Source organism: Pseudomonas bohemica (assembly GCF_002934685.1).
GTDB lineage: Bacteria > Pseudomonadota > Gammaproteobacteria > Pseudomonadales > Pseudomonadaceae > Aquipseudomonas > Aquipseudomonas bohemica.
Genome location: NZ_NKHL01000084.1, coordinates 13,015 through 27,451 on the forward strand (window position 1 = coordinate 13,015; position 14,437 = coordinate 27,451).

At 60.1% G+C, this 14,437-nt stretch carries 14 protein-coding genes; 5 read left to right on the forward strand and 9 right to left on the reverse strand.

Annotated features, from left to right (window positions below; genetic code table 11):
- Positions 1–102 precede the first annotated feature (102 nt).
- From CE491_RS04710 to CE491_RS04735, 6 genes are all read right to left on the reverse strand, one after another.
- On the reverse strand, positions 103–957 hold the full coding sequence (locus CE491_RS04710) for an alpha/beta hydrolase (RefSeq protein WP_110947203.1): 855 nt from the start codon (positions 955–957) through the stop codon (positions 103–105).
- Positions 954–1,787, reverse strand: a complete 834-nt coding sequence (locus CE491_RS04715; protein WP_110947204.1) for an alpha/beta fold hydrolase — start codon at positions 1,785–1,787, stop codon at positions 954–956. Before CE491_RS04715 ends, CE491_RS04710 begins: the two co-directional genes overlap by 4 nt.
- A 129-nt stretch (positions 1,788–1,916) precedes the next feature.
- Positions 1,917–2,360 (reverse strand): hotdog fold thioesterase, encoded by a 444-nt coding sequence (locus CE491_RS04720; RefSeq protein ID WP_110947205.1) that lies wholly within the window; start codon positions 2,358–2,360, stop codon positions 1,917–1,919.
- Positions 2,361–2,428: 68 nt separating this feature from the next.
- Entirely contained in the window at positions 2,429–2,887 is a 459-nt protein-coding gene (gene sixA / locus CE491_RS04725; protein ID WP_110947206.1) for a phosphohistidine phosphatase SixA, read from the reverse strand.
- The gene (locus CE491_RS04730; protein ID WP_110947207.1) at positions 2,884–3,228 is read right to left on the reverse strand and encodes a DUF4389 domain-containing protein; all 345 of its coding nucleotides are present in this window, start codon (positions 3,226–3,228) and stop codon (positions 2,884–2,886) included. Before CE491_RS04730 ends, sixA begins: the two co-directional genes overlap by 4 nt.
- 51 nt (positions 3,229–3,279) lie before the next feature.
- Positions 3,280–4,305: an NAD(P)H-dependent glycerol-3-phosphate dehydrogenase gene (locus CE491_RS04735; protein WP_110947208.1), complete on the reverse strand. Its 1,026-nt coding sequence runs from the start codon at positions 4,303–4,305 to the stop codon at positions 3,280–3,282.
- A gap of 297 nt (positions 4,306–4,602) precedes the next feature.
- On the opposite strand from CE491_RS04735, the gene CE491_RS04740 reads away from it, so the two are divergent.
- From CE491_RS04740 to CE491_RS04755, 4 genes are all read left to right on the forward strand, one after another.
- A complete protein-coding gene (locus CE491_RS04740; protein ID WP_110947209.1) occupies positions 4,603–6,528 on the forward strand; it encodes a response regulator in 1,926 nt (641 codons plus the stop codon).
- Positions 6,529–6,739: 211 nt separating this feature from the next.
- Entirely contained in the window at positions 6,740–7,255 is a 516-nt protein-coding gene (gene fabA, locus CE491_RS04745; protein WP_110947210.1) for a 3-hydroxyacyl-[acyl-carrier-protein] dehydratase FabA, read from the forward strand.
- Positions 7,256–7,265: 10 nt separating this feature from the next.
- Positions 7,266–8,486, forward strand: coding sequence for a beta-ketoacyl-ACP synthase I (gene fabB, locus CE491_RS04750; protein WP_110947211.1), 1,221 nt, complete (start codon positions 7,266–7,268; stop codon positions 8,484–8,486).
- Between the two features lie 182 nt (positions 8,487–8,668).
- The gene (locus CE491_RS04755; protein WP_110947212.1) at positions 8,669–9,529 is read left to right on the forward strand and encodes a pirin family protein; all 861 of its coding nucleotides are present in this window, start codon (positions 8,669–8,671) and stop codon (positions 9,527–9,529) included.
- Positions 9,530–9,605: 76 nt separating this feature from the next.
- On the opposite strand, the gene CE491_RS04760 is transcribed toward CE491_RS04755, so the two are convergent.
- Together CE491_RS04760 and htpG are read right to left on the reverse strand one after the other, a co-directional pair.
- Positions 9,606–10,337: a dienelactone hydrolase family protein gene (locus tag CE491_RS04760; protein WP_110947213.1), complete on the reverse strand. Its 732-nt coding sequence runs from the start codon at positions 10,335–10,337 to the stop codon at positions 9,606–9,608.
- A gap of 78 nt (positions 10,338–10,415) precedes the next feature.
- A complete protein-coding gene (htpG, locus tag CE491_RS04765; RefSeq protein WP_199884991.1) occupies positions 10,416–12,320 on the reverse strand; it encodes a molecular chaperone HtpG in 1,905 nt (634 codons plus the stop codon).
- Positions 12,321–12,666: 346 nt separating this feature from the next.
- On the opposite strand from htpG, the gene CE491_RS04770 reads away from it, so the two are divergent.
- Complete coding sequence (locus tag CE491_RS04770; RefSeq protein ID WP_110947215.1) at positions 12,667–12,921, forward strand: hypothetical protein; 255 nt, start codon at positions 12,667–12,669, stop codon at positions 12,919–12,921.
- Between the two features lie 98 nt (positions 12,922–13,019).
- Here the strand turns inward: CE491_RS04770 and brnQ are convergent, their stop codons facing one another.
- Complete coding sequence (brnQ, locus tag CE491_RS04775; RefSeq protein ID WP_110947216.1) at positions 13,020–14,333, reverse strand: branched-chain amino acid transport system II carrier protein; 1,314 nt, start codon at positions 14,331–14,333, stop codon at positions 13,020–13,022.
- Positions 14,334–14,437 lie beyond the last annotated feature (104 nt).

The following is a 14,437-nucleotide window of genomic DNA, read 5'->3' on the forward strand; positions in this document are numbered from 1 at the left end:
GTGTGCGGCATGGGATTGGGTGAACTCATCGAGCGTGGGCGGTGGTCCATCGTGCGGTCTCCTGTTTCAACCCGCCCAGCCTCGACAGTTGCGCAGCGCAAGTCAAGGAACAGCGAAGAAGCGATTGAAACAGTCTGCAACAGCGTTCGCGCCAGCCTCGTCATTGAGGTGCAGATGATGGCCGCCGGGCAGCACGGCCACTTGAAACGGCACACTGCCGAGCAGCTCTCTGTTCCGTGCCAGCGTGCCCTCCCCGGCCACCACCAGTTGCGCCGGACAGCGCACGGCATTGACGAAGGACAGAGCCTGCGCGCGGGTCAGGCGGGTCGGCGATGCCAGGGTCAGACGGCTGTCGCTGCGCCAGGTGTAACCACCGGGGACCGGCATCAGCCCGCGCTGTGCCAGCAGCTCGGCAGCCTCGCGACTGACTGCGACGACCCCTTTCATACGCGCCTCGACCGCGCGATCCATATCGGCATACACCGGCTTGCGCTTGCTCGAAACCGTGAGCTGCGCCTGTAATGCCGCACCCATGCGCTCGGCCGCGCTCTCGGGCTCGCCCAGTGGCGGGATCAGACCGTCGATCAGCGCCAGGCGATTGATACGATCAGGCAAGGCGCCAGCAAGGATCACCGAGACGATAGCGCCCAGCGAATGACCCAACAGCGAAAACTTCTCCCAACCCATCTGCTGAGCCACCTGCAGCACATCATGCGCATAGTCCGGCAGGCTGTAGCCAGCGCCGGGAGGGCGATGATCGGAGTGGCCGTGGCCCGCCATGTCCAGCGCCAGAATGCGCAAGCCTCGGAGCTTCGGCGCCAGCCGGGCAAAGCTGTTGGCGTTGTCCAGCCAGCCGTGCAGGGCGATCACCGGCTGACCGTCCTGCGGCCCGAACAGGTGCGCCGCCAGTTCGATGTGCGGCAGGCTCAGGCGAATTTCTTCGACCGAACAGCTCATGCGCTGACCTGTTGATGGATCAAGGTGTCATTGACCGATTGAGCGCGGGCAGCCCAGCGGGAAAACAGGTACTTGAGCAATTGCGCGGTGTCCTCGGGGTGTTCCAGCGGAAACATGTGCCCGCCCGGTACGGAAAGATACTCGCCTTCACGCATGCTCTTCACCGGCAGCGCATGATGACGACGCACCACATCGCTGTGCTCGCCGCGGATCATGGCCAATGGCACCCGAAGATGACGGGCCATGCCGGGGCTGGTGTGAGGCACGCTGCGGTAGATGCTGATCTCCGTTGCCGGATCGAAGCGCAGGCGCAGTTGCTCGCCATCCGCTGCAAGCCCGTGCAGCAAGTAGGCCTCGAAACACTCGGGATCAAAACGTCGGAACAGGGTCTTGCCGGAAAAGTAATGCCGGGCGGCCTCCAGATCGCTGAAGATTTCGCGACGGCCCAACGTACGCCCGGCCGGCGTAATGCGATCGATGAAGCCCAGACGCTTGGCGGCGCGGATTATCCATTGATCGAATCGCGTGAGTACCGGTGAATCAAGCATGACCACGCCACGATACAACTCAGGATGGCGTAGCGCGGCGTGATAATGCAGCACACCCCCAAGGGAATGCCCCACGCCCCAGACTGGCCGCGGCTGCTCGCGCAAATGATGAATCAGTTCGTCGACCAGATTCGGCCAGTTGTCGGTCACCGGAAAGCGCGGATCGTGAGCATGCTGCGCCAGATGGGTGACCCGAAACTCATCCCCCATCGCTGCGAACAACTTGCCGTAGGTTGCGGAAGGAAAGCCATTGGCGTGAGCGAAGAAAACATGTTGAGTCATGCCGGCACTTCCAGTGAGCCCTGATCAAGCCGCAATTGTGCGCGCCCGCGTCCGGTCGCAGCAATGACCGGAACTGCCATCGGAGATGACACACCGGTCATGCACGCGCCTGTTCAGCGTGGCTCGCGACTAACGTGCGGGAGGCTGCTCGCCGAGCGGAACCACCGCGACGGTCAGACGGGAGATGCAACTGGCCTTGCCTTCATCGCTGCTGAGACGAATGTCCCAGACGTGAGTAGTGCGGCCAATGTGAACCGGATGTGCCACGGCGGTGACCCGACCCGTGCGCAGGCCGCGCAGGTGATTGGCATTGATTTCCAGGCCCACGCAGAAGTATTTGCGGGTATCGATGATCAGGTAACTGGCCGACGAGCCGACGGTTTCCGCCAGCACAACCGATGCGCCACCGTGCAGCAGGCCGTACGGTTGATGGGTACGGTGATCGACCGCCATGCTCGCGGTCAGCGACTGGTCGTCGAACGCCTCGAAACGGATGTCCAGGACCTCGCCGATGGTGTTCTTCTGCATGCCATTGAGGGCTTCGAGGTCGGGGGTTTCACGCCACAGGCTCATTGTTCTTCCTTGTTATTCAGAGATATCGAGTGGTTGGTTAATAGACACAGCCCCTGGAATGATCCACATCACCCCGGATGCCGAACCCCGACCAGACTCATCGCCCCAGCCAGCGGAAAGTCCGCTTCAAGCTCGGCAAGGCTGGCGGTGTGCATCGGTTCGGCCTGCTGCAGATTGCCATGCACCGCCAAGCCGATCAACGCACCCACCAGGGGCTGGTGACTGACCAGCAGCACATCGTCCGACGCGTATAGATCAAGATTTTCCAGCACTCTGCGCGCGTCGCTGTCCGGGGTCAGCCAGGGCACGGTGACCACCGAATCGGCAAAACCCAGGGCCTGACGCACTATGTCGGCGGTCTGCCGGGCGCGCACATAGGGGCTGGCGATGATCCATCGTAGCGGCTGGCCCAACAGGTAGGCGGCACTGGACAATACCTCTTCGCGCCCGTTGGAAGTCAATTCGCGTTCGGCGTCCGTGCGCGCCCGGTACTGGGCTTCGCCATGACGCAGAATCCACAGCTTCATAGCTTCGGTTCCTCGTCTCGCACCGGATGCTCGGCAGCAGGCACGGCGTGCGGCGCTTCACCTTCCGGCGCACGCGGTGTGGGCCAGTCGGCGAACGGCCAGGGCTTCTGGTTGGTGTGAAAGGTGCCGAAACGACCGATCTGCGCCAGATACTGGCTCAAGCTGTCGCCGAAGGACATCAGGCTCAAGCTTGGTGCACCGTAGAACAGGCGATAAGCCAGTTGCACCAGTACCACGACCGCCAGAACGATTTCCGCGACCTGCCAGACCACGACAAACACCACCATCCACAGGATGCGCAGCAGGATCGATTCGTGTTGCTTGAATTTTGATTCGTTCACGAGAGCTTCTCCACAGAGACTTATACAGAGGCTGAAAACGGCGCTGTGAAATCAGTTGAAACCGCTGGTCGAGATGAAGTCGACGTCGGTCTTGGGTTCGGCACGCATCAGCAATTCGATGACCTGTTCCAGCGTGCGTCCTTCGAAGAGGATCGCATGCAGGCCAGCGACCAGCGGCATGTACACCTGCGCCTCCTGAGCCTTGGCCTTGAGCACCTTGAGCGTGTTGACCCCTTCGGCCACCTCGCCCAGGCGGGTTACGGCTTCGTCCAGGCTCAGCCCCTGCCCCAGTGCGAAACCGACCTGATAATTACGGCTCTTGGGCGAGGAGCAGGTCACGATCAGGTCTCCGACGCCGGCAAGACCGAGAAACGTCATCGGGTTCGCACCCTGGCTGACAGCAAACCGGGTCATCTCCGCCAGCGCGCGAGTGATCAGCATGCTTTTGGTGTTCTCGCCCATGCCCAGCGCTACGGCCATGCCGGCGATGATCGCGTAGACGTTCTTCAGCGCCCCGCCCAACTCCACGCCAAAACGGTCGGCGCTGGCATAGACGCGGAAGGTGCGACCGTGCAGGGCAGCCTGAACCTGCTGGCAGAGGTCTTCATCTTCGCTGGCGACCACGGTGGCGGTCAGCGCGTGTTCAGCGATTTCCCGCGCCAGGTTCGGTCCGGAGAGCACGCCGATCCGGGCCTGAGGCGCGATGTCCTCGAGGATTTCACTCATCAGCTTGAAAGTCTGGGCCTCGATGCCTTTGGTCAGGCTTACCAGCATCCTGTCGGTCAAAAGCTGGACATGGGGCGTCAACACACTGCGCAGGGCACTGGATGGCAAAGCGACGAACACCAACGGGCTCTCGCTGAGCACACGCTGCAGGTCCGTCAGCGGCTCCACCGCATCGAGCACTTTGATGCCCTTGAGGTAGCGCGGATTCTCGCGGTTGACGCGAATCGCCTCGGCCTGTTCGGGATCACGCATCCACTGCAGGACCCGGTGGCCGTTCTCGGCCAGCAGGTTGGCCACGGCTGTCCCGAAGCTTCCGCCACCCAGAACTGCGATCGGTTGCTGTTGGGTCATAAAACAATCCATCTGGAGCCATCAGATCTGGCGATGGCAGCATTATACGGAGCGCCGTGCTCGCCACCAGCGGCAAAACACGGTAGGGCGTCCGAGTCGCGGTTGCCCGACTCTTTACGAGGAAAATCCCTACGGCTCGGTTAAGATGCGCGCACCAGACGAAAATTCCACTGCGGCGCCGATGAGCTATCGTCAAAGCGTTTCTCTCGAGACAAGTCAATGACCCGACCCCCCTACCTGGCCCGGCACCGCGCACAAGATGGCGAATGAGGCGCCCATGATGACGGTAACCTGGGCATGACCGCACAGCGCGGCTGGAACATCAGCACTCGAACACAAATCCTGAGCCTCGGCCCGGCCTTGTTGCTGACCCTGCTGCTGATCAGCTTCTTCACCGTGGTGCGCATTCAGGACCTGCGTCAGGAACTGACCCATACCGGTCAATTGATTGCCAATCAGCTGGCTCCGGCTTCCGAATACGGGGTGATCGTCGGCAACGACGAGGTGCTGGAAAGCCTGATGAAGGCCACTATGAGCACGCCCCATGTGCGTTTTCTCGAGGTTCAGGACAGCACCGGCAAAGTGCTGGTACACGTCGAGCAAGCCGCTGAAAACCCCCAATCCCGGCAGATGGAAATCTTTCAGGCGCCCATCCGCCTGCAACAGATCAAGGCCGACAGCACGCGCCTGGACGACGCCGATGACTTTGCCAGTGTGCCTATAGAGGACTATCTCGGACGGGTGCTGGTGGGCATGTCCAGTGATGCCTTCAACATGCGCGAACAGGAAATTCTCCTCAAGGCAGGCATCCTCGCGTTGTTCGCCCTGCTATTTACCTACATTCTGGCGCGGCGCCTGTCCCTGAGCCTGTCGCAGCCGATCAGCGCCATGAGCGATGCGGTCAAGGCCATTCAGCAGGGCGATTACACTGCGCCACTGCCGGTGGCGGACGACGCCGAGCTGGGCGATCTGGCGCGGCACATCAACAACCTGGCACTGGGGCTGGAAAAAGCCAGTCGCGAACAGAAACAGGCCATGGACGAGCTGATCAGGACCCGCGAAGAAGCCGAACGCGCCAACAGTGCCAAATCGGAATTTCTGGCGATGATGAGCCATGAGCTGCGCACCCCCATGAATGGCGTCCTGGGGATGCTGCAGTTGATGGGAACCACGAAGATGACCGAGGAGCAGGCCGAGTATGCCGCCCTGGCGACCGAGTCCACCGAACATCTGTTGCGGGTGATCAACGACATTCTCGACTTCTCCCGCTTCGAACGCGATGCGTTGGAGCTGGAGGACATTTCGTTCAATCTGGCCGACCTGATCGCTACATCGGTTCAGGCGTTTGCCCACAGCGCGCAACAGCAGTCACTGGCGTTGGAGCTCGAACTGCAACCGGGAATGGACCTGTTGTGGGTCAACGGCGATCCGACCCGAATCCGGCAGATTCTGGTGAACCTGATCGGTAATGCGCTGAAGTTCACCGAGTTCGGCAGCGTTCGGGTCGAGACCTCGTGGCAGCAGCGCGATGCCCAGCACATCCTCTTTACCTGCGCGGTACGTGACAGCGGCATCGGCATTTCCGCGCAGTTGCTCGAATCGATGTTCGACGCATTCCAACAGGCAGACAATTCTATTTCCAGACGTTACGGCGGTACCGGCCTCGGCCTGCCCATCGCCCGAAATCTGGCCGAACGCATGGGCGGCTCGCTGGAAGCGCAAAGCAGCGAAGGAATCGGCTCGGTGTTCACCCTGCGGATCCCTTTGCAACGCGTGCAACAGCAAGCCCCCCTGCCGTTGACCGGCGCGGTAGGCAACCTGCCTGAGGAGCGCGACGGTTGCGTGCTGCTGGTCGAGGACAATCCGGTCAATCGCACGGTGGTCGAAGCCATGTTGCATAGCCTGGGTCTGCTGGTCAGCGTAGCGGGCGACGGCGCGCAAGCGGTGAGCATGGCGAGCAAGGAAAAATTCGCGCTGATCCTGATGGATTGCCGCCTGCCGGTCATGGACGGCTACGAAGCGACACGCAGGATTCGCGAACTTCCGGGCCTTGAAAATCTGCCCATCATCGCCTTGACCGCCAACGCCCGACACGGCGACCGGGACGTCTGTTTACAGGCGGGGATGAACGATTACCTGGCCAAGCCCTTCAAACGTACTGATTTACAGCAGGTTTTACAGCGCTGGCTGACCATTAAGGCATCTGCGACTGGCGATAAATGATAAATTGCGGCAGTCTTGTGTGCCGTGATCGACACGCGCCGACGCGCGAACGGAAAATTTCAGTGCACAGGTGTACATTCATTTCGCCCGTGCTGTGACTTTCACTACAACGCAATAGTCTATGAGTAGGCTGCCGGCAGGGAATCGCCCTGCTGGTCAGATTGGGTAAGTACTGCCACACCCTGCCGCACAGGATTATCGAGGAGCTCGCATGACCAAACAAAACGCCTTTACCCGGGAAGATCTGCTGCGCTGCAGTCGCGGCGAGCTGTTCGGCCCAGGTAATGCGCAACTGCCCGCCCCTAACATGCTGATGATCGATCGGATCGCCCACATCAGTGAAGAAGGCGGCAAGTACGGCAAGGGTGAATTGGTCGCCGAGCTGGATATCACTCCAGACCTGTGGTTCTTCGGTTGTCACTTCGAAGGCGATCCGGTGATGCCGGGCTGCCTGGGCCTCGATGCCATGTGGCAACTGGTCGGCTTCTTCCTCGGCTGGCAAGGTCTGCCGGGGCGCGGTCGGGCGCTGGGTTCGGGCGAAGTCAAATTCTTCGGCCAGGTCCTGCCGACCGCCAAGAAAGTCACCTACAACATCCAAATCAAGCGCGTCCTCAAGGGCAAGCTGAACCTGGCCATCGCCGATGGTTCGGTCACTGTCGACGGTCGCGAAATCTACACCGCCGAAGGCCTCCGGGTCGGCGTGTTCACCTCCACTGACAATTTCTAAGGGTATTCGCATGCGCCGCGTCGTTATCACTGGTCTGGGCATTGTTTCCTGCTTGGGCAATGACAAAGACACCGTTTCCGCCAACTTGCGTGCAAGCCGCCCTGGCATCCGTTTCAATCCGGAATATGCCGAAATGGGTCTGCGCAGCCAGGTTTCCGGCTCGATCGACCTCAACCTCGAAGAGCTGATCGACCGCAAGATCTACCGCTTCGTCGGTCACGCTGCGGCCTATGCCTATCTGGCGATGCAAGACGCGGTCAAGGATTCTGGCCTGACCGAAGAGCAGGTTTCCAACCCTCGTACCGGCCTGATCGCCGGTTCCGGCGGTGCATCGACCCTGAACCAGATGGAAGCGCTGGACATCCTGCGCGAAAAAGGCGTCAAGCGCGTCGGCCCGTACCGCGTGACCCGCACCATGAGCAGCACCGTTTCGGCGTGCCTCGCAACGCCATTCAAGATCAAGGGCCTGAACTACTCCATCGCGTCTGCCTGCGCCACCAGTGCTCATTGCATCGGTACCGCCATGGAACAGATCCAGATGGGCAAGCAGGACGTTGTCTTCGCCGGTGGCGGTGAAGAAGAACACTGGAGCCAGTCGTTCCTGTTCGACGCCATGGGCGCACTGTCCAGCAAACGCAACGACACGCCGGAAAAATCATCCCGCGCCTACGACGCCGACCGTGACGGTTTCGTGATCGCCGGTGGTGGCGGCATGGTCGTGGTCGAGGAGCTGGAGCACGCTCTGGCCCGCGGCGCGAAGATCTACGCTGAACTGGTCGGCTACGGCGCGACCTCCGATGGTTATGACATGGTCGCGCCAAGCGGCGAAGGCGCTATCCGCTGCATGCAGCAGGCGCTGTCCACCGTTGACGGCAAGATCGACTACCTGAACACCCACGGCACCTCGACTCCGGTCGGCGACGTGGCGGAAATGAAAGGTGTGCGTGAAGTGTTCGGCGAGAACGCGCCGGCCATCAGCTCCACCAAAAGCCTGTCGGGTCACTCCCTGGGCGCCGCCGGCGTGCACGAAGCGATCTACTGCATGCTGATGATGGAAGGCAACTTCATGGCCGGCTCGGCCAACATCGACGAGCTGGACCCAGCCGTCGCCGACCTGCCAATCCTGACCAAGACTCGTGAAAACGCCGAGATCAACCTGGTCATGAGCAACAGCTTCGGCTTCGGTGGCACCAACGCTACGCTGGTGCTGAAGCGCTGGACCGGTAAGTAATCCGATCTGTCGCAACGTGTGAGAAAGGCGCCCTTCGAGGCGCCTTTTTCATGCCCGAAGAAACACCTTTCATTGCAGGCATTCGCAATTAAAATCGTTCTAACGGAATTCGAAGCGCAGACGATCCGGACGGCGGAACGCGGGACTCGTACTCTGTCGCCACGTCCATAGAGAATCACACCATGTTGACCATCAAACCCCGCGCAGAAGACGTCGAAGGACAGCCGATCCTGCGCCCCTTGCCCTCCGCGAAGTGCCGCAGCGTCGGGCCATTTGTATTCTTCGACCACATGCTGGAAACGTCCTATGCGCCCGGAACCGGCATGGACATTCGCCAGCATCCGCATATCGGGTTGTCCACCCTCACCTACCTGTTCGAAGGGCAAATCCAGCACAAGGACAGCCTGGGCAGCGACCAGCACGTGCTACCCGGCGAAGTGAGCTGGATGACCGCAGGCAGGGCTATCGCCCACATTGAACGCACCCCGCAGGCCCTGCACGACAGTGGCTCGCGATTGCATGGCCTGCAGGTCTGGCTGGCATCACCGAAGGCACATGAACAGGGGGAAGGTCATTACAGTCACCACCCGGCCAGTAGCCTGCCGGTCAATGACGGCATGGGCATCAGCGTTCGGATGATCGCGGGCCATGGCTTCTGCCTGGAATCGCCAGTGCCGGTGCTCTCGCCCACCCTGTATGCCGAATTGAAGATGCAGGCCGCGACCACGCTATTGATCCCTGCCGAGCACGAGCAACGGGCGCTGTATGTGATTGCAGGCGAGATGCTGATCGATGGCCAACCGGTGGAGCCCCGCAGCCTGGTAGTACTGGAGCCTGGCGATGAACCAACCCTATGTGCCGAGAGCGAGTGCCATGCGGTATTGATCGGCGGTGCGCCACTGGAGGGGCCGCGGAGGATGAACTGGAATTTCGTCGCCAGCGATCCCGCCTTGATCGATCAGGCGCGGGCGAAGTGGGCAGCCGGGGATTGGCCGACGGTGCCGGGGGAAGTGGGGCGGATTGAAATGCCCGGAAGAAGATAACAGCAGTGGCAAACCTCTAGCTACAAGTCAGAACGGTGCGCATCTTACTTGCAGCTTGAGGCTTGAGGCCTGAGGCTTATGGCTGCTCTTGAAAAACTTCGTCCAGCAGGTTGTGCATCGCCGTGAACGCACGCTTGGACACCGTCGGATTGTACATCTGCTTGCCCGGGTTGTTCGCGTGCACGTCGGTGAAGGAGTGGAACGCGCCGCCATAGCTCAACAACTGCCAATCGATATCGGCCGCATTCATTTCCGCTTCGAATGCTGGCAACTGCTCTTTCGGCACCAACGGGTCGGACGCGCCGTGCAACACCAGCACCTTGCCCTGGATGTTCTTCGCGCCAGCCGGATTGGTGGTGTCCAGCGTGCCGTGGAACGAGACTGCCGCTTTCAGTGGTGCGCCTGTCCGTGCCAGTTCCAGCGCACAGCACCCACCGAAGCAGAAACCGAAGGCGGCAAGACGCCCCTTGTCCACAGACGCGATGGTTTGCCCGGTCAGTTGATCCAGCGCGGCCTGCATACGTTTGTTCAGCAGGTTACGGTCGTTCTTCAAAGGCATCATCGCCGCAGCCGCTTCGTCGCCACTTGTCGGGCGTACGTTCTGCCCATAGAGGTCCGCCAGCAACACCACATAGCCCTTGCCGGCCACCTGCCTGGCGATTTGTTCGGCATCTTCGCTGATGCCCATCCAGTTCGGCGCCATCACCAGCCCCGGAGCGGCTTTCGCGCCCTCACTGAACACCAGGCGACTTTCGTAGCTATGGCCGTCGATCTGATACACCACGGACTGCACAGTAACGTTGCTCATTGCTGACTCCTGCTTTTGAGAATGTAGGACGATCCAATGACAAAACCCGCCGAAGCGGGTTTTGACGTTGAGCCAATGTTAAACCGAGAGTTCGACCAGCAACTTGTTCAAACGGCGCACGTAAGCGGCTGGATCCTTCAAACTGTCACCCGCGGCCAGGGCAGCCTGATCGAACAGGATGTGCGACAGTTCGCCGAAGCGATCTTCGCTTTGCTCGTTGTCCAGTTTGCCAATTAGCGGGTGAGTCGGGTTGAATTCGAAGATCGGCTTGGAATCCGGAACCTTCTGACCACTGGCTTCCAGAATCTGACGCATCTGCAGACCCAGATCCTGCTCACCGATGGCCAGAATCGCCGGCGAATCAGTCAGACGGTGGGAGACCCGCACTTCGCTGACAGCGTCGCCCAGCGCAGCTTTAAGGCGCTCGATCAAACCTTCCTTATCCTTGGCGACTTCTTCCTGGGCTTTCTTGTCCTCTTCGGAGTCCAGCTTGCCAAGGTCCAGATCGCCACGGGCTACATCGACGAAGCCTTTTGCGTCGAAGTCGCTCAGGTAGCTCATCAGCCACTCGTCGATTCGGTCGGTCAACAACAGCACTTCGATGCCTTTCTTGCGGAAGACTTCCAGGTGCGGGCTGTTTTTGACTTGCGCGTAGCTCTCGCCGGTGAGGTAGTAGATCTTGTCCTGGCCTTCCTTGGCGCGAGCCAGGTAGTCGGCCAAGGCAACACTTTGCTCGCCACTGTCGTCGGACGTCGAGGCGAAGCGCAGCAGACCGGCGATCTTCTCCTTGTTGGCGAAGTCTTCGGCTGGGCCTTCTTTCATGACCTGGCCGAAGTTTTTCCAGAAACCCTTGTATTCTTCCGGCTGGTTCTTCGCCAGTTTCTCCAGCATGTCCAGCACGCGCTTGGTCAGCGCCGACTTCATCGAGTCGATGATCGGGTCTTTCTGCAAGATCTCGCGGGAAACGTTCAGTGACAGATCGTTGGAGTCGACCACACCCTTGATGAAACGAAGGTACAGCGGCAGGAACGACTCGGCCTGATCCATGACGAACACGCGCTGCACATATAGCTTCAGGCCACGGGGCGCTTCACGCTGGTACAGGTCGAACGGCGCACGGGCCGGCACGTAAAGCAGCGAGTTGTACTCCAGCTTGCCTTCGACCTTGTTGTGGCTCCAGCTCAGCGGGTTCTCGAAATCGTGGGCGATGTGCTTGTAGAACTCCTGGTATTCCTCATCCTTGACCTCGGCGCGCGGACGGGTCCACAGGGCACTGGCGCGGTTGACGGTTTCCCATTCCTGCTCAGGCGCAGGCTCGCCCTCGACGGCGGCCTGCTCTTTCGGCAGCTCGATCGGCAAGGCGATGTGATCGGAGTACTTCTTGATGATATTGCGCAGGCGGTAGCCGTCGGCAAATTCGTTTTCCGCAGCCTTGAGGTGCAGGACAATGCGGGTGCCGCGCTCGGCCTTGTCGATGGTCGCGACTTCGAAATCGCCCTCACCCTTGGACGACCAGTGCACGCCTTCGCTGGCGGGAGTGCCCGCGCGACGGCTATAGACGTCGACCTTGTCGGCAACGATAAACGCCGAATAGAAACCGACGCCGAATTGACCGATCAGGTGCGAATCCTTCTTCTGGTCACCGGTGAGGTTCTTCATGAAATCAGCGGTGCCGGACTTTGCGATGGTACCCAGATGGGTGATCACATCTTCACGGTTCATGCCGATGCCGTTGTCTTCGAGCGTGACGGTTTGCGCGTCCTTGTCGAAGCTCACACGGATTTTCAGCTCAGCGCCGCCTTCCAGCAGCTCAGGTCTGGACAAGGCTTCGAAGCGCAGCTTGTCCACCGCGTCAGAGGCGTTGGAAATCAGCTCGCGCAGGAAAATCTCCTTGTTCGAGTACAACGAATGGATCATGAGGTGCAGCAGTTGCTTCACCTCGGTCTGGAAGCCCAGGGTTTCCTTTTGAGTTTCCACACTCATGGTCATCAAACTCCAATCAGTCCATACAAATAGGGGTAGCCGCCCCAAAGCCTCGGCAAACGAAGGCTGGACGGCGGGTTGTCATCAAGGTGGGGGCTGGGCCGGGGATTTCAAGAGGGCGAGGATTTGAAGAACACGCGGGCACGCGCTCATTCTCACTGACAACTAGTCGGCACTCTCGCCCGTTAGCGCACACCTGGGGTAGCAAAAACGATTAATCAGCAGGACAAAAACGTCGGGGGTGAGAACAATGAAACGGCCCGGCATTTATCCGGCGCAAATATGGAACTAAGTTTATAAACACGCGTTCGAAGGCTCGTAGATATTCAATAAGGAGAAACACCCCATGCGTAAGACTTTAGCCATTGCCCTCATGCTTTCTGCCACTCTTGGCCTCGCCGCCTGCGATAAAAAATCCGAGGATAAACAGCAAGATGCGAACAAGGCTGCCCAGCAGTCTCAAGAATCGATGCAAAAGGCTCAAGACAAAGTGAACGACGCCGCCAAGGAAAGTCAGGAAGCTGCCCAGAAGAATGCCGAGGCCGCTCAAGAGCGCGCCAAAGAGACCAACGAACAGGCGCCTGCACCAACTAAGCCGTAAGTTCAAAAGTTTCCAAAAAATAAAGCCCACATTATGCGGGCTTTGTTTTTATGTCTATAAGTCGGGCGGCGGCAACTCAATTGCGCACCACCCTCCCCTCAAGCCAGCGCCTGCCTGCGCTTGCCCAGCATCCGATCTACGACGAACGCGGCGAATAGCGTGATCAACGTCGGAATCAACCAGGCGAGCCCTTGTTCACTCAGCGGCAGATGAGCCAGGGCATCAGGCAGATATTCGCCAAGGCCCGAGCCCTTGAGCGCATCGATCATGCCGAACAGCAACGACACCAGCATCACTGGCGCCACTACGCGGCCCTGGGCCTGCCAGAAGTCTTTGCAGAAGCTCAGTGCGACCAGGGCGATGCAGGGTGGATAGATCGCCGTGAGCACCGGGATCGAGAACTGGATCAGCTTGGTCAACCCCAGGTTCGATACCAGCAGAGAGAACGCAGCCAGCAGGATTACCAGGGTTTTGTAGGACAGCGGCAGCAAACGGCTGAAATATTCGGCACAGGCACAGGTCAGACCTACCGCAGTGACCAGGCACGCCAGCGAAATCAGCACGGCGAGGAAGCCACTGCCCAGCGAGCCGAAGGTGTGCTGCACATAGGCGTGCAGCACGGCCGCGCCGTTGGTAGCAGTGGCTGCAATGGCGTGGCTGCCTGAGCCAAGACGGAACAGGCTGATGTACACCAGCGCCAGACCGACACCTGCGATCAGGCCGGCGATGATGGCGTAGCGGGTGATCAACTGTGGCGACTCGACGCCACGGGAGCGGATCGCATTGACGATGACAATGCCGAACACCAGTGCACCGAGGGTATCCATAGTCAGGTAGCCGTTGATGAACCCCTGAGAAAATGGAGCCGCGACATAAACAGGCTGTGCGGTTCCGACATCACCGGCGGGCAGCGCGAACGCAGCGATGCCCAATACGGCCAACGCAATGATTTTCAGCGGCGCGAGGAAGCGCCCTACCGTGTCCAGCAGACGGCCTGGGTACAGGGAGATCCAGAACACCAGCAGGAAATACACGAGACTGTAGAGCAACAGGGCCAGCGGGCTTTCACCGGTCAGTGGCGCCAGGCCGACTTCGAAGGAGACAGTAGCGGTACGCGGCGTGGCGAACAGGGGGCCCACCGACAGGTAGCACGCTGCGGCGAGTATGGTCCCGGCGACCTTGCCGATCGGGCTACTCAGCGCATCCATGGCGCCGCCGACCTTGGCCAGGGCGATGACGGTCACCACGGGAAGACCTACCGCCGTTACGAGAAAGCCCAACGCCGCCATCCACACATGCGGACCGGCCTGCAGGCCAACAATTGGGGGGAAGATGATATTGCCAGCACCCACGAACAACGCGAACGTCATGAAACCCAGCGCCAGAATGTCCTGACCTTTCAACACTTTCATCAAAGAAACCACACTGCTGAATCGGAATTAAGAAGAGGATTTCCCGAAGGGTCGAGGGAAATGCTACCCGTCCTTTTAGAACAGGCCCGTGGGGCACGACGGCT

Excerpts from the sequence above, each read along its gene's own strand:
- fabB (WP_110947211.1), top strand. The coding sequence starts at position 7,266 with ATGCGCCGCGTCGTTATCACTGGTCTGGGCATTGTTTCCTGCTTGGGC.
- CE491_RS04715 (WP_110947204.1), bottom strand. The coding sequence starts at position 1,787 with ATGACTCAACATGTTTTCTTCGCTCACGCCAATGGCTTTCCTTCCGCA.
- CE491_RS04755 (WP_110947212.1), top strand. The coding sequence starts at position 8,669 with ATGTTGACCATCAAACCCCGCGCAGAAGACGTCGAAGGACAGCCGATC.
- CE491_RS04735 (WP_110947208.1), bottom strand. The coding sequence starts at position 4,305 with ATGACCCAACAGCAACCGATCGCAGTTCTGGGTGGCGGAAGCTTCGGG.
- htpG (WP_199884991.1), bottom strand. The coding sequence starts at position 12,320 with ATGAGTGTGGAAACTCAAAAGGAAACCCTGGGCTTCCAGACCGAGGTG.
- CE491_RS04720 (WP_110947205.1), bottom strand. The coding sequence starts at position 2,360 with ATGAGCCTGTGGCGTGAAACCCCCGACCTCGAAGCCCTCAATGGCATG.
- sixA (WP_110947206.1), bottom strand. The coding sequence starts at position 2,887 with ATGAAGCTGTGGATTCTGCGTCATGGCGAAGCCCAGTACCGGGCGCGC.
- CE491_RS04740 (WP_110947209.1), top strand. The coding sequence starts at position 4,603 with ATGACCGCACAGCGCGGCTGGAACATCAGCACTCGAACACAAATCCTG.
- CE491_RS04770 (WP_110947215.1), top strand. The coding sequence starts at position 12,667 with ATGCGTAAGACTTTAGCCATTGCCCTCATGCTTTCTGCCACTCTTGGC.
- CE491_RS04760 (WP_110947213.1), bottom strand. The coding sequence starts at position 10,337 with ATGAGCAACGTTACTGTGCAGTCCGTGGTGTATCAGATCGACGGCCAT.
- brnQ (WP_110947216.1), bottom strand. The coding sequence starts at position 14,333 with ATGAAAGTGTTGAAAGGTCAGGACATTCTGGCGCTGGGTTTCATGACG.
- fabA (WP_110947210.1), top strand. The coding sequence starts at position 6,740 with ATGACCAAACAAAACGCCTTTACCCGGGAAGATCTGCTGCGCTGCAGT.
- CE491_RS04710 (WP_110947203.1), bottom strand. The coding sequence starts at position 957 with ATGAGCTGTTCGGTCGAAGAAATTCGCCTGAGCCTGCCGCACATCGAA.